Annotated in this window: 13 protein-coding genes; 3 read left to right on the top strand and 10 right to left on the bottom strand. The window is 49.3% G+C overall.

All coding sequences use genetic code 11. From position 1 onward, the window contains the following. The first annotated feature begins 323 nt into the window (after positions 1–323). Together KKF06_01350 and KKF06_01345 are read left to right on the top strand one after the other, a co-directional pair. Entirely contained in the window at positions 324–1,322 is a 999-nt protein-coding gene (locus tag KKF06_01350) for an SIR2 family protein (GenBank protein MBU1616412.1), read from the top strand. Continuing rightward, on the top strand, positions 1,315–1,863 hold the full coding sequence (locus tag KKF06_01345; protein ID MBU1616411.1) for a pseudouridine synthase: 549 nt from the start codon (positions 1,315–1,317) through the stop codon (positions 1,861–1,863). Before KKF06_01350 ends, KKF06_01345 begins: the two co-directional genes overlap by 8 nt. On the opposite strand, the gene crcB is transcribed toward KKF06_01345, so the two are convergent. The 5 genes from crcB to KKF06_01320 form a co-directional block, all read right to left on the bottom strand. Then, positions 1,860–2,246, bottom strand: coding sequence for a fluoride efflux transporter CrcB (gene crcB / locus KKF06_01340; protein ID MBU1616410.1), 387 nt, complete (start codon positions 2,244–2,246; stop codon positions 1,860–1,862). The genes KKF06_01345 and crcB overlap by 4 nt on opposite strands. Continuing rightward, on the bottom strand, positions 2,247–2,567 hold the full coding sequence (gene hisI, locus KKF06_01335) for a phosphoribosyl-AMP cyclohydrolase (protein MBU1616409.1): 321 nt from the start codon (positions 2,565–2,567) through the stop codon (positions 2,247–2,249). It lies immediately after the preceding gene. A gap of 47 nt (positions 2,568–2,614) precedes the next feature. Further along, positions 2,615–3,589, bottom strand: a complete 975-nt coding sequence (locus tag KKF06_01330; protein ID MBU1616408.1) for a virulence RhuM family protein — start codon at positions 3,587–3,589, stop codon at positions 2,615–2,617. A gap of 91 nt (positions 3,590–3,680) precedes the next feature. After that, on the bottom strand, positions 3,681–7,163 hold the full coding sequence (locus KKF06_01325; GenBank protein ID MBU1616407.1) for a DNA polymerase III subunit alpha: 3,483 nt from the start codon (positions 7,161–7,163) through the stop codon (positions 3,681–3,683). A gap of 78 nt (positions 7,164–7,241) precedes the next feature. Further along, positions 7,242–7,388 (bottom strand): hypothetical protein, encoded by a 147-nt coding sequence (locus KKF06_01320; GenBank protein MBU1616406.1) that lies wholly within the window; start codon positions 7,386–7,388, stop codon positions 7,242–7,244. Positions 7,389–7,709: 321 nt separating this feature from the next. On the opposite strand from KKF06_01320, the gene KKF06_01315 reads away from it, so the two are divergent. Then, positions 7,710–8,510, top strand: coding sequence for a hypothetical protein (locus tag KKF06_01315; GenBank protein ID MBU1616405.1), 801 nt, complete (start codon positions 7,710–7,712; stop codon positions 8,508–8,510). Here the strand turns inward: KKF06_01315 and KKF06_01310 are convergent. From KKF06_01310 to KKF06_01290, 5 genes are read right to left on the bottom strand one after another with little or no spacing between them, the layout of a single operon-like run. Then, a complete protein-coding gene (locus KKF06_01310) occupies positions 8,507–9,265 on the bottom strand; it encodes a 7-carboxy-7-deazaguanine synthase QueE (GenBank protein ID MBU1616404.1) in 759 nt (252 codons plus the stop codon). The two genes, KKF06_01315 and KKF06_01310, sit on opposite strands and share 4 nt — an antisense overlap. Then, positions 9,240–10,289, bottom strand: a complete 1,050-nt coding sequence (locus KKF06_01305) for an undecaprenyl/decaprenyl-phosphate alpha-N-acetylglucosaminyl 1-phosphate transferase (GenBank protein MBU1616403.1) — start codon at positions 10,287–10,289, stop codon at positions 9,240–9,242. Before KKF06_01305 ends, KKF06_01310 begins: the two co-directional genes overlap by 26 nt. Positions 10,290–10,308: 19 nt before the next feature. After that, on the bottom strand, positions 10,309–11,253 hold the full coding sequence (locus KKF06_01300) for a GDP-mannose 4,6-dehydratase (GenBank protein ID MBU1616402.1): 945 nt from the start codon (positions 11,251–11,253) through the stop codon (positions 10,309–10,311). Further along, positions 11,250–12,209: a GDP-mannose 4,6-dehydratase gene (gene gmd, locus KKF06_01295; GenBank protein ID MBU1616401.1), complete on the bottom strand. Its 960-nt coding sequence runs from the start codon at positions 12,207–12,209 to the stop codon at positions 11,250–11,252. The genes KKF06_01300 and gmd overlap by 4 nt, the downstream gene beginning before the upstream one ends. Before the next feature lie 35 nt (positions 12,210–12,244). Further along, positions 12,245–13,354 carry a glycosyltransferase gene (locus KKF06_01290; protein MBU1616400.1) on the bottom strand — a complete coding sequence of 370 codons (1,110 nt, stop codon included), beginning with the start codon at positions 13,352–13,354 and terminating at the stop codon, positions 12,245–12,247. Positions 13,355–13,421 lie beyond the last annotated feature (67 nt).

The raw sequence follows: 13,421 nt of genomic DNA, 5'->3' as shown, positions 1-13,421 counted from the left end.
GCATAGTTCGCTGGGCTATCTGACGCCAGAGGAATTTACAGAAAAGGAGGTGGCCAAAGAGTTGGCTTGCAGCGGGAATTACTCTAATTCATAATGGTACGGAAGATGGGGTAAGGTCAGTTCCTTGAGGGGGCGGGGTTAGCAACAACCCTACTAAGATCAGGTTGTTGCGGGGGCGTTTTGAAGGCTGGGGATTCTTAAGGGGGTATCCCCTTAAGCAGTTTCTTTCCCCCATTTCTTTGCTGTCAAAGAAATGGGGACAAATCATAGGAAAGAATGAAGTAAACGCGCGAATAGCCAAAAATGCTTGATATAATACATTTATGAATAATTATAATACAACATTATTAACAGGCGCTGGTTTTACCTGTAATTTTGGAGGACTACTTGTTAATGACATTTGGTCTCTCCTATTTAATAGCAAGGAAGTACAATCTTCAGAAAAGCTTAAAAATCATCTTCTTAAGTGGGATACAAGCTATAACTATGAAAAGCTTTATGAACATGCCCAAAAAAATAATCATTTATCCATCATTGAAGCCGCCGAACTCAAAAAAGCAATTATTCAAGTTTTTGACAAACAAGAATTACTAATTAGTCATACAATAAAAGGAACAGACGAAAATACAACAAAAACCGCTTTTTTGATTTTTCTTGAAAAAAACATAGACTATTTCTTCACCTTAAATCATGATTTATTTGTTGAAAAATGCTTTCCATATTTTAGCTCAAGAACAAGACAAATAGTTAGACCTTGTGCCCCAGCCTTTAAAGATAACAACACTATTGTTCCAATTAGTTTCAAATCCAATAAAGCGGTAAAAACAGATATTAATAATTTCGATTTGGATGACAAAAGAAATATTAAATATATAAAACTTCATGGCTCAATAGATTGGCTAACAAACAACAACGACAATCTAATGATTTTGGGCGAAGGGTTTAGCAAACAAAAGCAATCAATCGAGCATATAATAACAGATTGGTATCGCAAATTATTTAAAGACGCATTAAAAACCAATAAACATTTGTTAATTATTGGATATAGTTTCAACGATTTCCATATCAATCAGCTTATTGCTGATAATATATCCAACTTAAACATTCATGTGATTGATATTCTCTCCCCAAAAGATTTTTCTGATAAAATGAATAATCGGCTAGTATCAGGTTATATTAAACAAATATCAGAGGAAGAGCGTCTAAATATCCCACTAAAAGCAAGGATCTGGAGTCATTTATCAGGATATCACCCCTTTAAGCTAAACTTTTGTTTTTCTGAAAAATACAATCACTTATTACTTGAGAATTTAAATGCTTAAATACGCCATATTTAATAAGCCTTTTGAGGTCCTCTGCCAGTTCACCGACGAACTGGGACGGAAAACGCTCAAAGATTTCATCAAGGTCCCCGGTATCTATTCCGTCGGCCGCCTCGATTACGACAGCGAAGGGCTCCTGCTCCTGACCAACGACACCGCCATGAACCACCGGATCAGCAATCCTAAAAATAAAGTGGAAAAAACCTATTGGGCGCAGGTCGAAGGGATACCAACCAAGGAACAACTGGCCCAACTATCCGCCGGAATATTAATCGAGGGTTATAAAACTATGCCGGCCAGGGTCAAAACGATCGAAGAGCCAAAGCTCTGGGAACGATCGAAGCCGATCCGATTTAGAAAAAATATCCCAACTTCCTGGATCGAGCTAACTATTAGAGAAGGAAAAAACCGCCAAGTGAGGAAAATGACCGCCGCGGTCGGGCTCCCCTGCCTCCGTTTGGTCAGGGTCGCGATCGGCCCGCTGAAATTAGAAGGGCTCCCTTTAGGCAAATACAAAGAGATAATTAAGCCGGTGATTTAAATGAATCTGAAAACCAACCGGGTGATCCCGTAGCCAATAAAGACCAGCAAAATCCCCAGAACATTGTTCAACAAAATATTTAAAACCGCCAGCGTCATCTCCCCGTCGCGGAAAAGATGAAAGGTATCGAGCCCAAAACTGGAAAAAGTGGTGTAACTCCCCAGGATCCCGACAAAAAAGAAGAGCCGCCAATTGTGCGACAGGTCGTACTGGTCAAAAATTCCCCACAACAAACCGATCACCAGCGAACCGCTTAAATTAACCAGGAGCGTGCCAAGCGGAAAAGGGCCGACATAGAGTTTGTGCGTCCCGGCCGAGAGAATGTAGCGGGCCAGAGCGCCGATCACTCCGCCGGCGGCAATATAAAAGAGTTTTGCCAACATTTAGATCAGCCTGTTGAAGAAACAGATCCGGTTACCGGTGTGACAGGCAATATTCCCAACCTGCTCGATCTTGGCGACCAGGGCGTCGCCGTCACAATCGTAATAGAGCTCTTTGACCTTTTGAATATGGCCGGAGGTGTCCCCTTTGTGCCAGAGGACCTTTCGGGAACGCGACCAGTAGACCATCTCTTTGCTCTCCAGCGTCTTTTGCAAAGATTCCTTGTTCATGTAAGCGAGCATCAGGACCGTTCCATCCTTATAATCCTGGGCGATCACCGGGACCAAACCTTTATCATCGAACTTAATTTTGCTGATATCCATTGTTATTCTCCTTTAATTAAACTATCGTTTCACGTTTTCCTCTTCCATTATTTCCTTATCAGCATCGCAACCAGCCCAACCATTTTCTCCTTTTCCTTGGGATGGCTTTCGGCAATCAATAGAGTTATAGAGGTCAAAGCGGCAGGTGTCAAACGAGTAACGTTCAATCTGCCCATACGCCTTAAAAACCAAACAAAAGCAAAGGCTCCGCTCCGTTTATTGCCATCGACGAATGGATGGTTCTTGACTATAAAATAAAGCAGGTGAGCCGCTTTTTCTTCAATATTAGGATAAAGGTCTTTTCCTCCAAAGGTCTGCATCACATTGCCGACAATACCCTCAAACGAGCCACGACCCCGCTCTAAAGCAAATAATTCGCTCGCCTCCCCCTTCTTAAATAATTGTGCTTTAAGTTCGGCAATCCCAGTCGAAAGATCGGCCGCCGCAAGCACCGCCTTTTTCCTGGTAATTTTGCCCTTACCAAAACTCCCTTTATCGTAAGCCGCTAGCGAAAACCAAGTGTCCGCAAAGAGATTAATTAACTCTAAAATACTTGCCGTATCAACCTGGGATTCCGGCGGTAATATAGCACGAACACTCTCCACCGCCCTCATGAAAGAGCCGTAGTTCCTGACAATGCGCTTACGATTAATACTATAGCCGCGGACAATATATTCATGCAGTATTTTGGTCGCCCAACGGCGAAATTCGATTGCTCTTGGTGAATTTGTCCGATAGCCCACGGCCAAGACAACATCTAAATTATAGAATTGAACCTGGTATATTTTACCGTCTTCGGCAGTATGTGCAAAATTTGCACATACTTGCTTTTGATTGAGCTCCTTGTCTTTTAAAATATTGCTAATATGTTTTGTGATCACCGAACGCTCAATGCCAAATATCCCAGCGATCTGCGCCTGCGTAGCCCAGATAGTTTCTTTCCCCGCGTCAGCTTTGAGCTCAAGCGCGCCACCAGGGCTCTGATAAATAGCAATTTGATTATTGGATGTTTTCTTTTTCATATTAAATTATTATCTTTTCGCTGAAGTCTTCAGGGGCGTCTGTCCGCCTCTGGTGGAATATTGCGGCAGGTTTCCGAGGTTCCGAGCCTGATTAGGCCTTCGCCGCTTCCCTCTTCCTCACGCTCATTTTAACATCAACCGAGCCGCTACCCAAGAGCTTTTCCAATTCCTCCACCACCGTTGGGTCGATCGCCACCCGGAATTCAGGGCCAAGCTCAACGCTCTGGCCATCCATCTTGATTATTACCGGATCCCCTCCGGGATAGCGCCCAAGCAGGGAACGAAGCTGGGTTAAAACCTGCTGGTTGGAAAAATCAACCAGTTCGATAAAGAGGGTCCGGGTCTTTTCAAAACCCTTTAGCGGTTCCACGCTCTCGGCGACCACATTTAATTCTTCGGTCCGTGAATCGCGGTTGGTTTTCCCTTTTATCACAACCACTTCGTCGTCGAGCAGAAAGGGGGCCGCTTTTTCGTAGACTTTTGGAAAAACGACCAGGCCGACCAGGCCGGAGAGATCTTCGATCGCCGCGATCAGCATATTGTCTCCCCGTTTGGTCACTACCTTACGGCTGTTCGTCAGCATCCCGGCAATGGTCACCACCTGTTCTTCCTTCATATCCTGAATATCGATCACTTGGACGCTCGCCATCCCTTCCAGAGCGTCACGAACATGATCAAGCGGGTGGGACGAAATATAAAGGCCAAGAAAATCCTTCTCCAGCCGGAGGAGTTCTTCCGGAGAATATTCCGGAACGTCAACCGCGGCAGGCCCAGAGGTCGGACGGCTGAATTTGGGCATCTCCCCTCCGCCGCCAAAAAGCATCTCCTGCCCGCTCGCCAGCTCTTTTTGCTGGGCATTGACATCCCCCATGATCCTGGACAGATTCGCTATCAGGTAGGCTCGCCCCAATCCGAGCGAATCGAAAGCGCCGCACTTGATCAGGCTCTCGATCACTTTCTTGTTGACCGCCCGACTGTCGATCCGGCGGAGAAAATCTTCGATCGAAGTAAACGGACCATCGCTTTTTCTGGCCGCCAGAATGGAGTCGATCGCCGCGATCCCGACGTTCTTGATCGCCCCGATACCGAAGCGAACCCCCTGTTTGGTGACGGTATAGTTTTTTTCGCTTTCGTTGACATCAGGCTGGAGGATCTTGATCCCCATTTTTTTTGCTTCCGCCATATAGAGCCTGGTCTTGTCGGTATTACCGATGATCGAGGTCAAAAGGGCGGCCATAAACTCGACCGGATAATTGGCCTTCAGGTAAGCTGTCTGGTAAGAGATGAAAGCGTACGAGGTCGAATGCGATTTGTTGAAACCGTAACCGGCAAACTTTGCGCAAAGGTCAAAGAGCGCGGTCGCCTTCGCCTTGGAGATCCCTTTCTTGACCGCCCCATCGATGAAGAACTCTTTTTGGCGAGCCATCTCTTTGACCTTTTTCTTCCCCATAGCGGCCCGGAGAATATCGGCTTGCCCCATGGTAAATCCGCCAATTTTACTGGCGATCTCCATGACCTGTTCCTGGTAAAGGATGACTCCGTAAGTTTCGCGCAGGATCGGCTGGAGCTGGGGGAGATCGTAATGGATCGGGATCTTCCCGTGTTTTCTTTTGACAAAATCATCAACCATTCCTGATTCCAGAGGTCCGGGGCGGTAGAGGGCGAGCAGGGCGATGATCTCTTCAAAGGTCGTCGGGTTAAGCGACTTGATCAGGGTCCTCATCCCCTGGCTCTCAAGCTGGAAGATCCCCATCGTATCCCCTTCAGCCAGCCGTCGATAGGTCTTTTCATCATCAAGAGGAACAGTGTTCGGGTCGATCTCGATCCCCTGGGTCAGCTTGAGCAGGTCGCGGACATAAGCGATCATCGTCAGGTTGCGCAATCCGAGAAAGTCCATTTTGAGCAGGCCGATCTTTTCCAGGTCGGTCATGGTGTATTGGGTGACGATAACGTTCTCGTCCAGCTTCTGCAGGGGAGCGTACTCCGAGACCGGCTTCTGTGAAATGACGACCCCTGCCGCGTGGACCGAGGCGTGGCGGGCCATCCCTTCGATCTTCATCGCCGTGTCAAGCAGTTGCTTGATCTTCGCGTCGCCATCATAGAGGGCTCGCAGGTCTTTGACGCTTTCCAATGCCCCTTTAAGATCAACCTCGGGGCCAAAGGGGACCAGTTTGGCGATCTTATCAACTTCCGGGAGCGGGACCTGCAGGACCCGTCCGACGTCGCGGATCGCGCCGCGGGCCGCCATTGTCCCAAAGGTGACGATCTGGGCAACGTGGTCGCTCCCGTATTTTTTGGCCACATACTCGATCACTTCCCCGCGGCGTTCAAAGCAGAAGTCGACGTCGATATCAGGCATGGAAATACGTTCATCGTTCAGGAAACGCTCAAAGATCAAGCCGTACTTGAGCGGATCGATGTTGGTTATCCCCAGGGCGTAGGAAACAATGCTCCCGGCCGCCGAACCCCTTCCCGGACCGACCTCGATCCCGTTCGACTTCGCCCAGTTAATAAAATCCTGCACGATCAAAAAGTAGGCGGCGTACCCCATCTTTTCGATAACATAAAGCTCGTATTTGACCCGATCAATGATCTCCGGCGGCAGGAGGACCTTCCCTTCAGGACTGAGCGTCTCGTGGTATCTTTTTTTAACCCCCTCCCAGACCAATTTCTCCATAAAAGTATCCGGGGTATCCCCTTCCGGGACAGAAAAATCCGGGAGATGAAGCTTGCCGATCTCGATCTCCAGGTTGCACTTTTCGGCGATCTCAACCGTGCTCCTGATCGCTTCCGGGGTCTCTTTAAAAAGCTCGATCATTTCATCAGGGGATTTATAATAAAACTCCCTGGTCTCCATCTTGAAGCGGTTGGCATCGGCGTGGAAAGCGTTGGTCTGGATACAGAGCAGAATATCCTGGTAATAGACATCCTCTTTGTTGACGCAGTGGACATCGTTGGTCGCGACCAGTTTAATGCCGGTCTCCTTCGAAAGGCGGATCAGCTCCGGGTTGAGAGCCGCGAGCTCCGGCAGGCCAAGCTCCATGATCTCAAGATAAAAATCTTCCCCGGCCAGCTCCTTGTACCAAAGAGCGGCCTTTTTGGCCTCATCATAATGGCCCGCCCTGATCAGCCTGGCGATCTCCCCTCCGGCGCAACCGGACATCAGGACCAGGTCACCGGCATATTGCTTAAGCAGCTCCTTGTCGATCCTGGGCCTGGAATAAAAACCTTCGATCGAAGCAAGGGAGACCATTTTGATCAGCTTTTTATAGCCGGCTTCGTTCTTGGCCAGAGCGGTCAAATGGAACGGGGAACGGTCTTCTTTGGTCTCTTTGTCGAAGCGGGTCCGGGGAGCGACGTAGAGCTCACAGCCGATGATCGGCTTAATGCCCAGCTCTTTGGCCGCCAGATAGAATTCGATCGCCGCGTACATGTTGCCGTGATCGGTCACCGCTATTGCCGACTGGCCGTACTCTTTGGCCTTGGCCAGCAGATCGGCTATCCGGCAGGCTCCATCGAGCAAGCTGTACTCCGTATGGTTATGAAGATGGACAAACTTTTTTCCGTGAGGCATTGGGGGTTCATTATAACAAAAAAGACCGCGTTGCTCAACGCAACGTCCGGCCTTTTTTGTGTTCCGACTTGAGAGAAATTAACCGCCGATCTTAAACATGCTGGTGCCGCAAGCAGGACATTTCCCTTTGGAGGCTTTGCGACCATTCTTCATCGTCACCTGCTTAACGTCATTCATGATCTGTTTCTTTTTGCACTTTACGCAATACGCTTCAACATCTGCCATCGAAAAATCCACCTCCTTACTTATCTGCTGGCATTTTACACTAATGGAAAAGGGTGTCAAGGGGGAGGAACCGCTTGGCACGATGAAACAACCCTGAACAAAGAGAACTTGCCTGGAGGAAACCTGCGACTAAATCCGCCTAGGCGGACGGTTTCCTCCAAACCAAGGTATTTCAAGGAACCGCGAAGTTTCCGCCGAAGGCGGACAGGTTCCTTGAACCCTCTCAGCTTAATACCCCTCTTCCTTGATTTACATTATAGTGTCTGCTAGAATGCCGCTTGAACGCATGTTTTTGGCTATTTAACACGATAAATATATAGAATGGCTGAGCAATTTATTAACCCAATTATCCCTAATATTGGTCCCGGTGGAGAAGCAGTCGCCGGCAATGCTGGCGCTGTTTTTACCGCTACTGACCGAAAAATAATCAAAGAACGTGTCGGCGATGAAATCAATCCAAGCCGTAATTTCGGCGAGGTCTTTCTAGATCGTGGTTTAACCCCTAAAGTCGAAAATGAGCTGACCTCTGTTCAACCGGAAGAGAACCCAAAAGAAATCGAAAGCCGTCGGAAAGACCATGAACGGATGCTCAAGCATGCACCTATCGCCGTTGCCCGGGACCGGGTGCAGATCACCAACCTGACCCCCGAAGAGCAGCTGCTGGAAGAACCGACCGAATTCAACGTCCCGCCGGAGGAAAAAATCCCCGTGGTCACGGCTGACGATCAAAAGCGGGAAGAGCGGAAAAAACATGAAACGCTCCGCAAAGAGACCTCGAAGATCGCCAAAGAGCTGTTTCTCAACTCGACCAGCCTTTTCGACCAGTTCACGATCGAGCAAAACGAGCTTCACGGCCTGGTCTCCCGGATCAAAGAACGCCATTTGAAACGTCTCCTCTGCACCAGCCGGGAAGAGTTTGAAAAGCTGACCGGGCAGATCAAGGCCGAGACCTTGCACTCCGCCAAACCAGAAGCCAGGGAGTGGATCGAGTCGCAGTTGAATGAATTGACCAAAAGCGCGGCCGATTACAAATTAAAGCTCCTCCACTCTCTTCAGGATATGGGCTTTAATCCAATGCGGGATAAAAACATTAAGTGGCTTGAGAAGATCGTTAACCTCTAAGCCAATCCCATCAGTTTATGGACCTGCGGGATCACTCTGACGTTCCTTAACTTTCTCTTAGCCGCCGTTTGAAAAGCGAGCAGATGTTCCGCGTCCGGTCGATGTTTAACCGGACCATGCGGGGTGACCGGTTGAATTATAAAGGGGATCCGATCGTCAACTTCAGCGACCAAGGCCGCTCCTTCTTCCAGCTCTTTGATCTTGGACTCCTTTCCGACCACCACTTTCACGAACACTTCCTTGAGAAAAGCGGTCTCCAGAAATTTCCGGTGCTCTTTCCAGTAAGCGGACTGACCGGTGGCGCTGGGAAGTTTTATGTCCATCGCCACAATGTCGACCTCTTCAATGATCTCTGCTAAAAATTCTGACAAAATCCCATTGCTCTCCAGGTAGATCGGCAATTTGAGCGCCGTTTTGACCGCCGGCAAAAACTCTTTGAGAAAATTCACCTGCAAAAGCGGCTCACCGCCGGTCAGGCTGATCGAGTGGAAAAGCCCTGGCTTATTGAATTGAGCCGCTTCCTGGACCAGCCGCTCAACCGGGACCGGATTATCTTTCTGCTCAAAGTGATGGCTCCCTGGGACATTCTCGACCCGGTATTGCCTGGTCAGTTCCAGCGCGGCCGGAGAATCGCAATATTGGCAGTTGAGGTTGCAAGACGCGAAACGAACAAAGATCTGCCTTTCGCCGACATATAGCCCTTCCCCCTGGATCGAGGCAAATATCTCGTTAAGCTGGGCGTTCGTTGTGCTCATAAACCTTCACCCGTAGCAGCAGCATAGTAAAGCTGACAAAGAAGACCGCCACGATCAGGAGGAGGGAAAAGAACTGCTGGATATCGGCCCGGATCATTGCCAGGCCGATCGAGCCCAGGACGATCTGGACCGCGTAGAGGGTCAAGACGGTCGCTTTTTGTGAGAAACCCATCAGGTGGATCCGGTGATGGGAATGGTCCTTCCCCGGCTGGCTGAATTTTATCCGATGGAGAAAGCGGTTGGAAAAAACAAAATAGGTATCAAAGATCGGTATCCCCAGGATGATCAGCGGCACGACAAACGAAATTATCTGCAAGCGTTCGATCCCCAGTGTCAGCGCGATATTCCACAAAGTGAAAATATTGAGTTTGACCGCCAGCATCGCCATTAAAAAACCAAGCAAAGTGGACCCGGCCTCCCCCAGAAAGATCGAAGCGGGATTAAAATTATAACGGAGAAAACCAAGGGACCCTCCCATGATCGCCAGCGATAAAAGAAGCAGGTCAAGCTGCCCGCTGTTAACGGCTAAGATCGCGAAAAAACCGGCTGAGATGCAGGATATGCCGGTGACCAGCCCGTCCATCCCATCAAGCATATTCATCGAATTGGTCATAAAAGTTATAAAACAGGCGGTAACCAGCCAATTAAGCCAGTTGACCGAAAAGAAAGTCAAGGTTATACCCGAAAAATAAATAAAAAGAAAAGAGAAAAGGAGATGAGAGAGGATCTTATTGCGCGCCCTTATCTTGATATCGGCATCATCAACTAAACCAAAAATGACAAAAAGGAAAGCAAAGCCCAAAACCGACCATAACTCCCGCTGATTTGGAAAATAAAAGATCAATCCCAGCCCGATCGCCAGGAGGATCGCTTCCCCACCCATCCGCGGAATGGGTTGGTTGTGGATTTTACGGAAACCCGGTTTATCCAGGATCCCGGTTTTATTTGAAAGCCATTTAGCCAGCGGAGTAAAAACAAGGGCGCCGATCAACGAAATAACAAAGACCATCAAATTTGTAACCATTACTGGTAATTATAGAACATTAAACTCTTTTTCGCCAATATGCCAAAATATCTGCCAGGGTAGTGTCAATCGGTATTATTGGCTGCCAGCCAATCGCTTTCAACTTTCGACTATCAATTTTCATACTGGTCAGGTCGGAGGGCCGACAGCGTTCGGAATCAATTGTCACTTTGATCGGCACCCTCGCCAAAGCAATCAGTCGGTCCACCAGCTCCTTAAGCCGCCGAGTCTCTCCGCGACAAATGTTATAAGCTTCGCCGCTTTTCCCTTTTTCCGCCAGCAGAACGTACGCTTCGACCACATCGCGGACATCGGTAAAATCACGATCCATCTCGATATTGCCGACCTTGATCTCCCCTCCTCCGGTCTTTTCCAGTTCGACGATCTGGCTGGCGACGGAGGGGATAAAGAACACCGAAGTTTGCCTCGGACCAATATGGCTAAATGGACGGGCTATGACCACCTTCAATCCAAAGTTATTCGCGTAAACCCTTCCCAAATGATCAAGAGCCGCTTTGCTGACCGCGTAAGGGCTCTTGGGAATGATCGGCGAGCTTTCGCTGGTCAAAACTTTTTCGCTCAACGCTTCGCCGTAGATTTCGCTGGAAGTGACCAGGACGACCGTCGTTTTAGGCAGATGATGCCGGGCCGCTTCCAATAAATTCAGGCTTCCCAGGACATTCACGATAAAACATTTGCGGGGATCGTCGAGCGAATCTTTAACGCTACTGACCGCCGCCAGGTGATAGATCTCGTCGGGTGCTTCGGCCGCGATAAACTTTTCAAGAGCGGAGGAATCGTTAAGATCGAGGGGAATTAGTTTCAATTGCGCTTCGATCGCCGCCAGATTATCCAACGGAGTACCCGGTTGGACGGAACCGGTAACCTGCCGGCCGCTTTTCAGCAGCGCTTCGGCCAGAAAGCTTCCGGCAAACCCGTTGATTCCGGTGATAAATGCTTTCATTCCGCCTGATTGGTCTTGAGGTCGGAATCAACCATCATCTTGACCAGCCCCTCAAAGCTGACCTTCGGTTTCCACCCCAGCACTTTCCTGGCCTTGGCGTTATCGGCAATCAGAAGATCGACTTCGGCTGGCCGGAGGAACCGTTTGTCGACTTCAACGTATTTTTTGTAATCGAGCCCGACATGGGAGAAGGCAATCTCGACAAATTCGCGGACACTGTGGGTCTCCCCGGTCCCGATAACGTAATCGTCCGGTTTCGCCTGTTGGAGCATCAGGTACATAGCTTCAACATAGTCGCCGGCAAAACCCCAGTCCCGTTTAGCTTCCAGGTTTCCCAAACCAAGCTTTTGCAGTTTACCAAGCTTGATCCTGGCGACCGCGTCGGTAATCTTCCGGGTGACGAATTCTTTGCCGCGCCGGGGCGATTCGTGGTTAAAAAGGATCCCGGAACAGGCAAAAATATTATAAGACTCACGGTAGTTAACGGTAATAAAATGACCGTATGCTTTGGCGACGCCGTACGGACTGCGCGGATAGAACGGGGTCGTTTCCGACTGCGGCGTTTCCAGGACCTTGCCGAACATCTCGCTCGATGAAGCCTGGTAGAATTTGATCTTCGGGTTAACCAGGCGGATCGCTTCCAGCATCCGGGTCACCCCAAGAGCGGTAAACTCCCCGGTCAGGACCGGCTGGTTCCAGGAGGTCGGCACGAAAGACTGGGCGGCCAGGTTGTAAACCTCGTCCGGTTTAACTTCTTGAATGACTTCGATGATCGAGAGCTGATCGAGCAGGTCGGCCTGTTTCAAGGTGATCTTATCCATCAAATGGTTGATCCGGTCAGAGCTTTCGGTGCTCGCCCGGCGGACCATCCCGTAAACTTCGTACCCCTTGCTAAGCAAAAGTTCGGCTAAATACGAGCCATCCTGTCCTGTAATTCCGGTAATTAATGCTTTCATATGTAACTCCTTTGTCGCCCAATTATAACATAATCCTAGCGGAGGACTTCCTGGTAAATCCGGTAAACATTCGGACCAAGGTTCGCCTTATTATAAAGGGTGTTCGCCCGCTGGCGGCCGTTTTCCCCAAGAAAACTCCGCTTCTGCGGATCGGCCCGCAATTCATTGATCGCTTTGGCTAGGGCAGAACTATCTTTGATCGGCACGACCAGTCCGGTCACGCCGCGCTGGTTGACGTAAGTAACCCCGGTCGGCAGGTCGGTCGTGATAACCGGCTTGCCGCAAGCCATCGCTTCCACCTGAACAATTCCAAACGCTTCACTGTTGGCAATCGACGGCAGAACAAAGATGTCGCAAGCCTGATAATAGTACGGGAGAGCTTCGTCGCCGACATTGGGAAGGACCCGAACCTTATCCTGCAATCCAAGCGTGGCGATCAGAGCGGCCAATTCTCCCTTGAGGGGTCCGTCGCCAATAATAAGCAGGCGGCCGTTCACTTCGGTCATCGCCCGGATCAGAAACTCAACTCCTTTGTAATAAACCAGGCGGCCGACAAAAAGGACCACGAATTCAGCTTCCCCGCGCAATATTTGGACTTTAGGATCGTCCGGTTTTACCGCGGTCAAACGCTGAAGATCTATCCCGTACGGAACAACTTCGCATTTCCTCTTATAATCCGGCAGGAAAAGCGAGGAAGAGATGTGATGCGGAGTGGCGACCAGGATCTTGTCAACCCTGCCTAGAAAGCTCCGCAAAAAAGGCTCGTAGAGCTTCCGCTGGAAGACCTGTTTGACAATATCGCTGTGCCAGGAAACAACGATCTTTCCTTTTTTGGGACCGAGCAGTTCAGAAAACTCAGCCAGGGGGAACGGCATCTGGAAATGCAGGATATCCGCTGTTCTGCTTTTCAACCAATACGGAAAAGTTGGGCAAAGTGGGACGGAGAACTTCTCTCCAAAACTCGCCACCCTGGTCACCGGCATCCCATCGACTATTTCACGGGTGGTCTGTCGCGTTTCATTGGCGGTTAGGGCTTCAAGCGAAAGACCGGGAATATCTTTGAGGCCAAGCACGACCTCACGAGTGTAGCTCTCCACTCCGCCGCGATAAGGGAAATAATGCTTGACAACTTGCAGAACTTTCATTTCGCCGCCTCTTTAATGAGCGCCAGGGTCGCGCTGGCCGCTTTCTCCCAGGAAAACTTCTTGGCCT

This window comes from Candidatus Margulisiibacteriota bacterium (assembly GCA_018822365.1).
Taxonomy (GTDB): domain Bacteria; phylum Margulisbacteria; class WOR-1; order O2-12-FULL-45-9; family XYB2-FULL-48-7; genus XYB2-FULL-45-9.
Note: the sequence above shows the minus strand (reverse complement) of the source record. Positions and strands in the feature narration are given on the sequence as shown.

Coding starts and splice junctions, on each gene's coding strand:
- hisI (MBU1616409.1), bottom strand. CDS start 2,567: ATGGATATCAGCAAAATTAAGTTCGATGATAAAGGTTTGGTCCCGGTG.
- KKF06_01330 (MBU1616408.1), bottom strand. CDS start 3,589: ATGAAAAAGAAAACATCCAATAATCAAATTGCTATTTATCAGAGCCCT.
- KKF06_01305 (MBU1616403.1), bottom strand. CDS start 10,289: ATGGTTACAAATTTGATGGTCTTTGTTATTTCGTTGATCGGCGCCCTT.
- KKF06_01345 (MBU1616411.1), top strand. CDS start 1,315: ATGCTTAAATACGCCATATTTAATAAGCCTTTTGAGGTCCTCTGCCAG.
- KKF06_01325 (MBU1616407.1), bottom strand. CDS start 7,163: ATGCCTCACGGAAAAAAGTTTGTCCATCTTCATAACCATACGGAGTAC.
- KKF06_01350 (MBU1616412.1), top strand. CDS start 324: ATGAATAATTATAATACAACATTATTAACAGGCGCTGGTTTTACCTGT.
- KKF06_01300 (MBU1616402.1), bottom strand. CDS start 11,253: ATGAAAGCATTTATCACCGGAATCAACGGGTTTGCCGGAAGCTTTCTG.
- KKF06_01315 (MBU1616405.1), top strand. CDS start 7,710: ATGGCTGAGCAATTTATTAACCCAATTATCCCTAATATTGGTCCCGGT.
- KKF06_01290 (MBU1616400.1), bottom strand. CDS start 13,354: ATGAAAGTTCTGCAAGTTGTCAAGCATTATTTCCCTTATCGCGGCGGA.
- KKF06_01320 (MBU1616406.1), bottom strand. CDS start 7,388: ATGGCAGATGTTGAAGCGTATTGCGTAAAGTGCAAAAAGAAACAGATC.
- gmd (MBU1616401.1), bottom strand. CDS start 12,209: ATGAAAGCATTAATTACCGGAATTACAGGACAGGATGGCTCGTATTTA.
- crcB (MBU1616410.1), bottom strand. CDS start 2,246: ATGTTGGCAAAACTCTTTTATATTGCCGCCGGCGGAGTGATCGGCGCT.
- KKF06_01310 (MBU1616404.1), bottom strand. CDS start 9,265: ATGAGCACAACGAACGCCCAGCTTAACGAGATATTTGCCTCGATCCAG.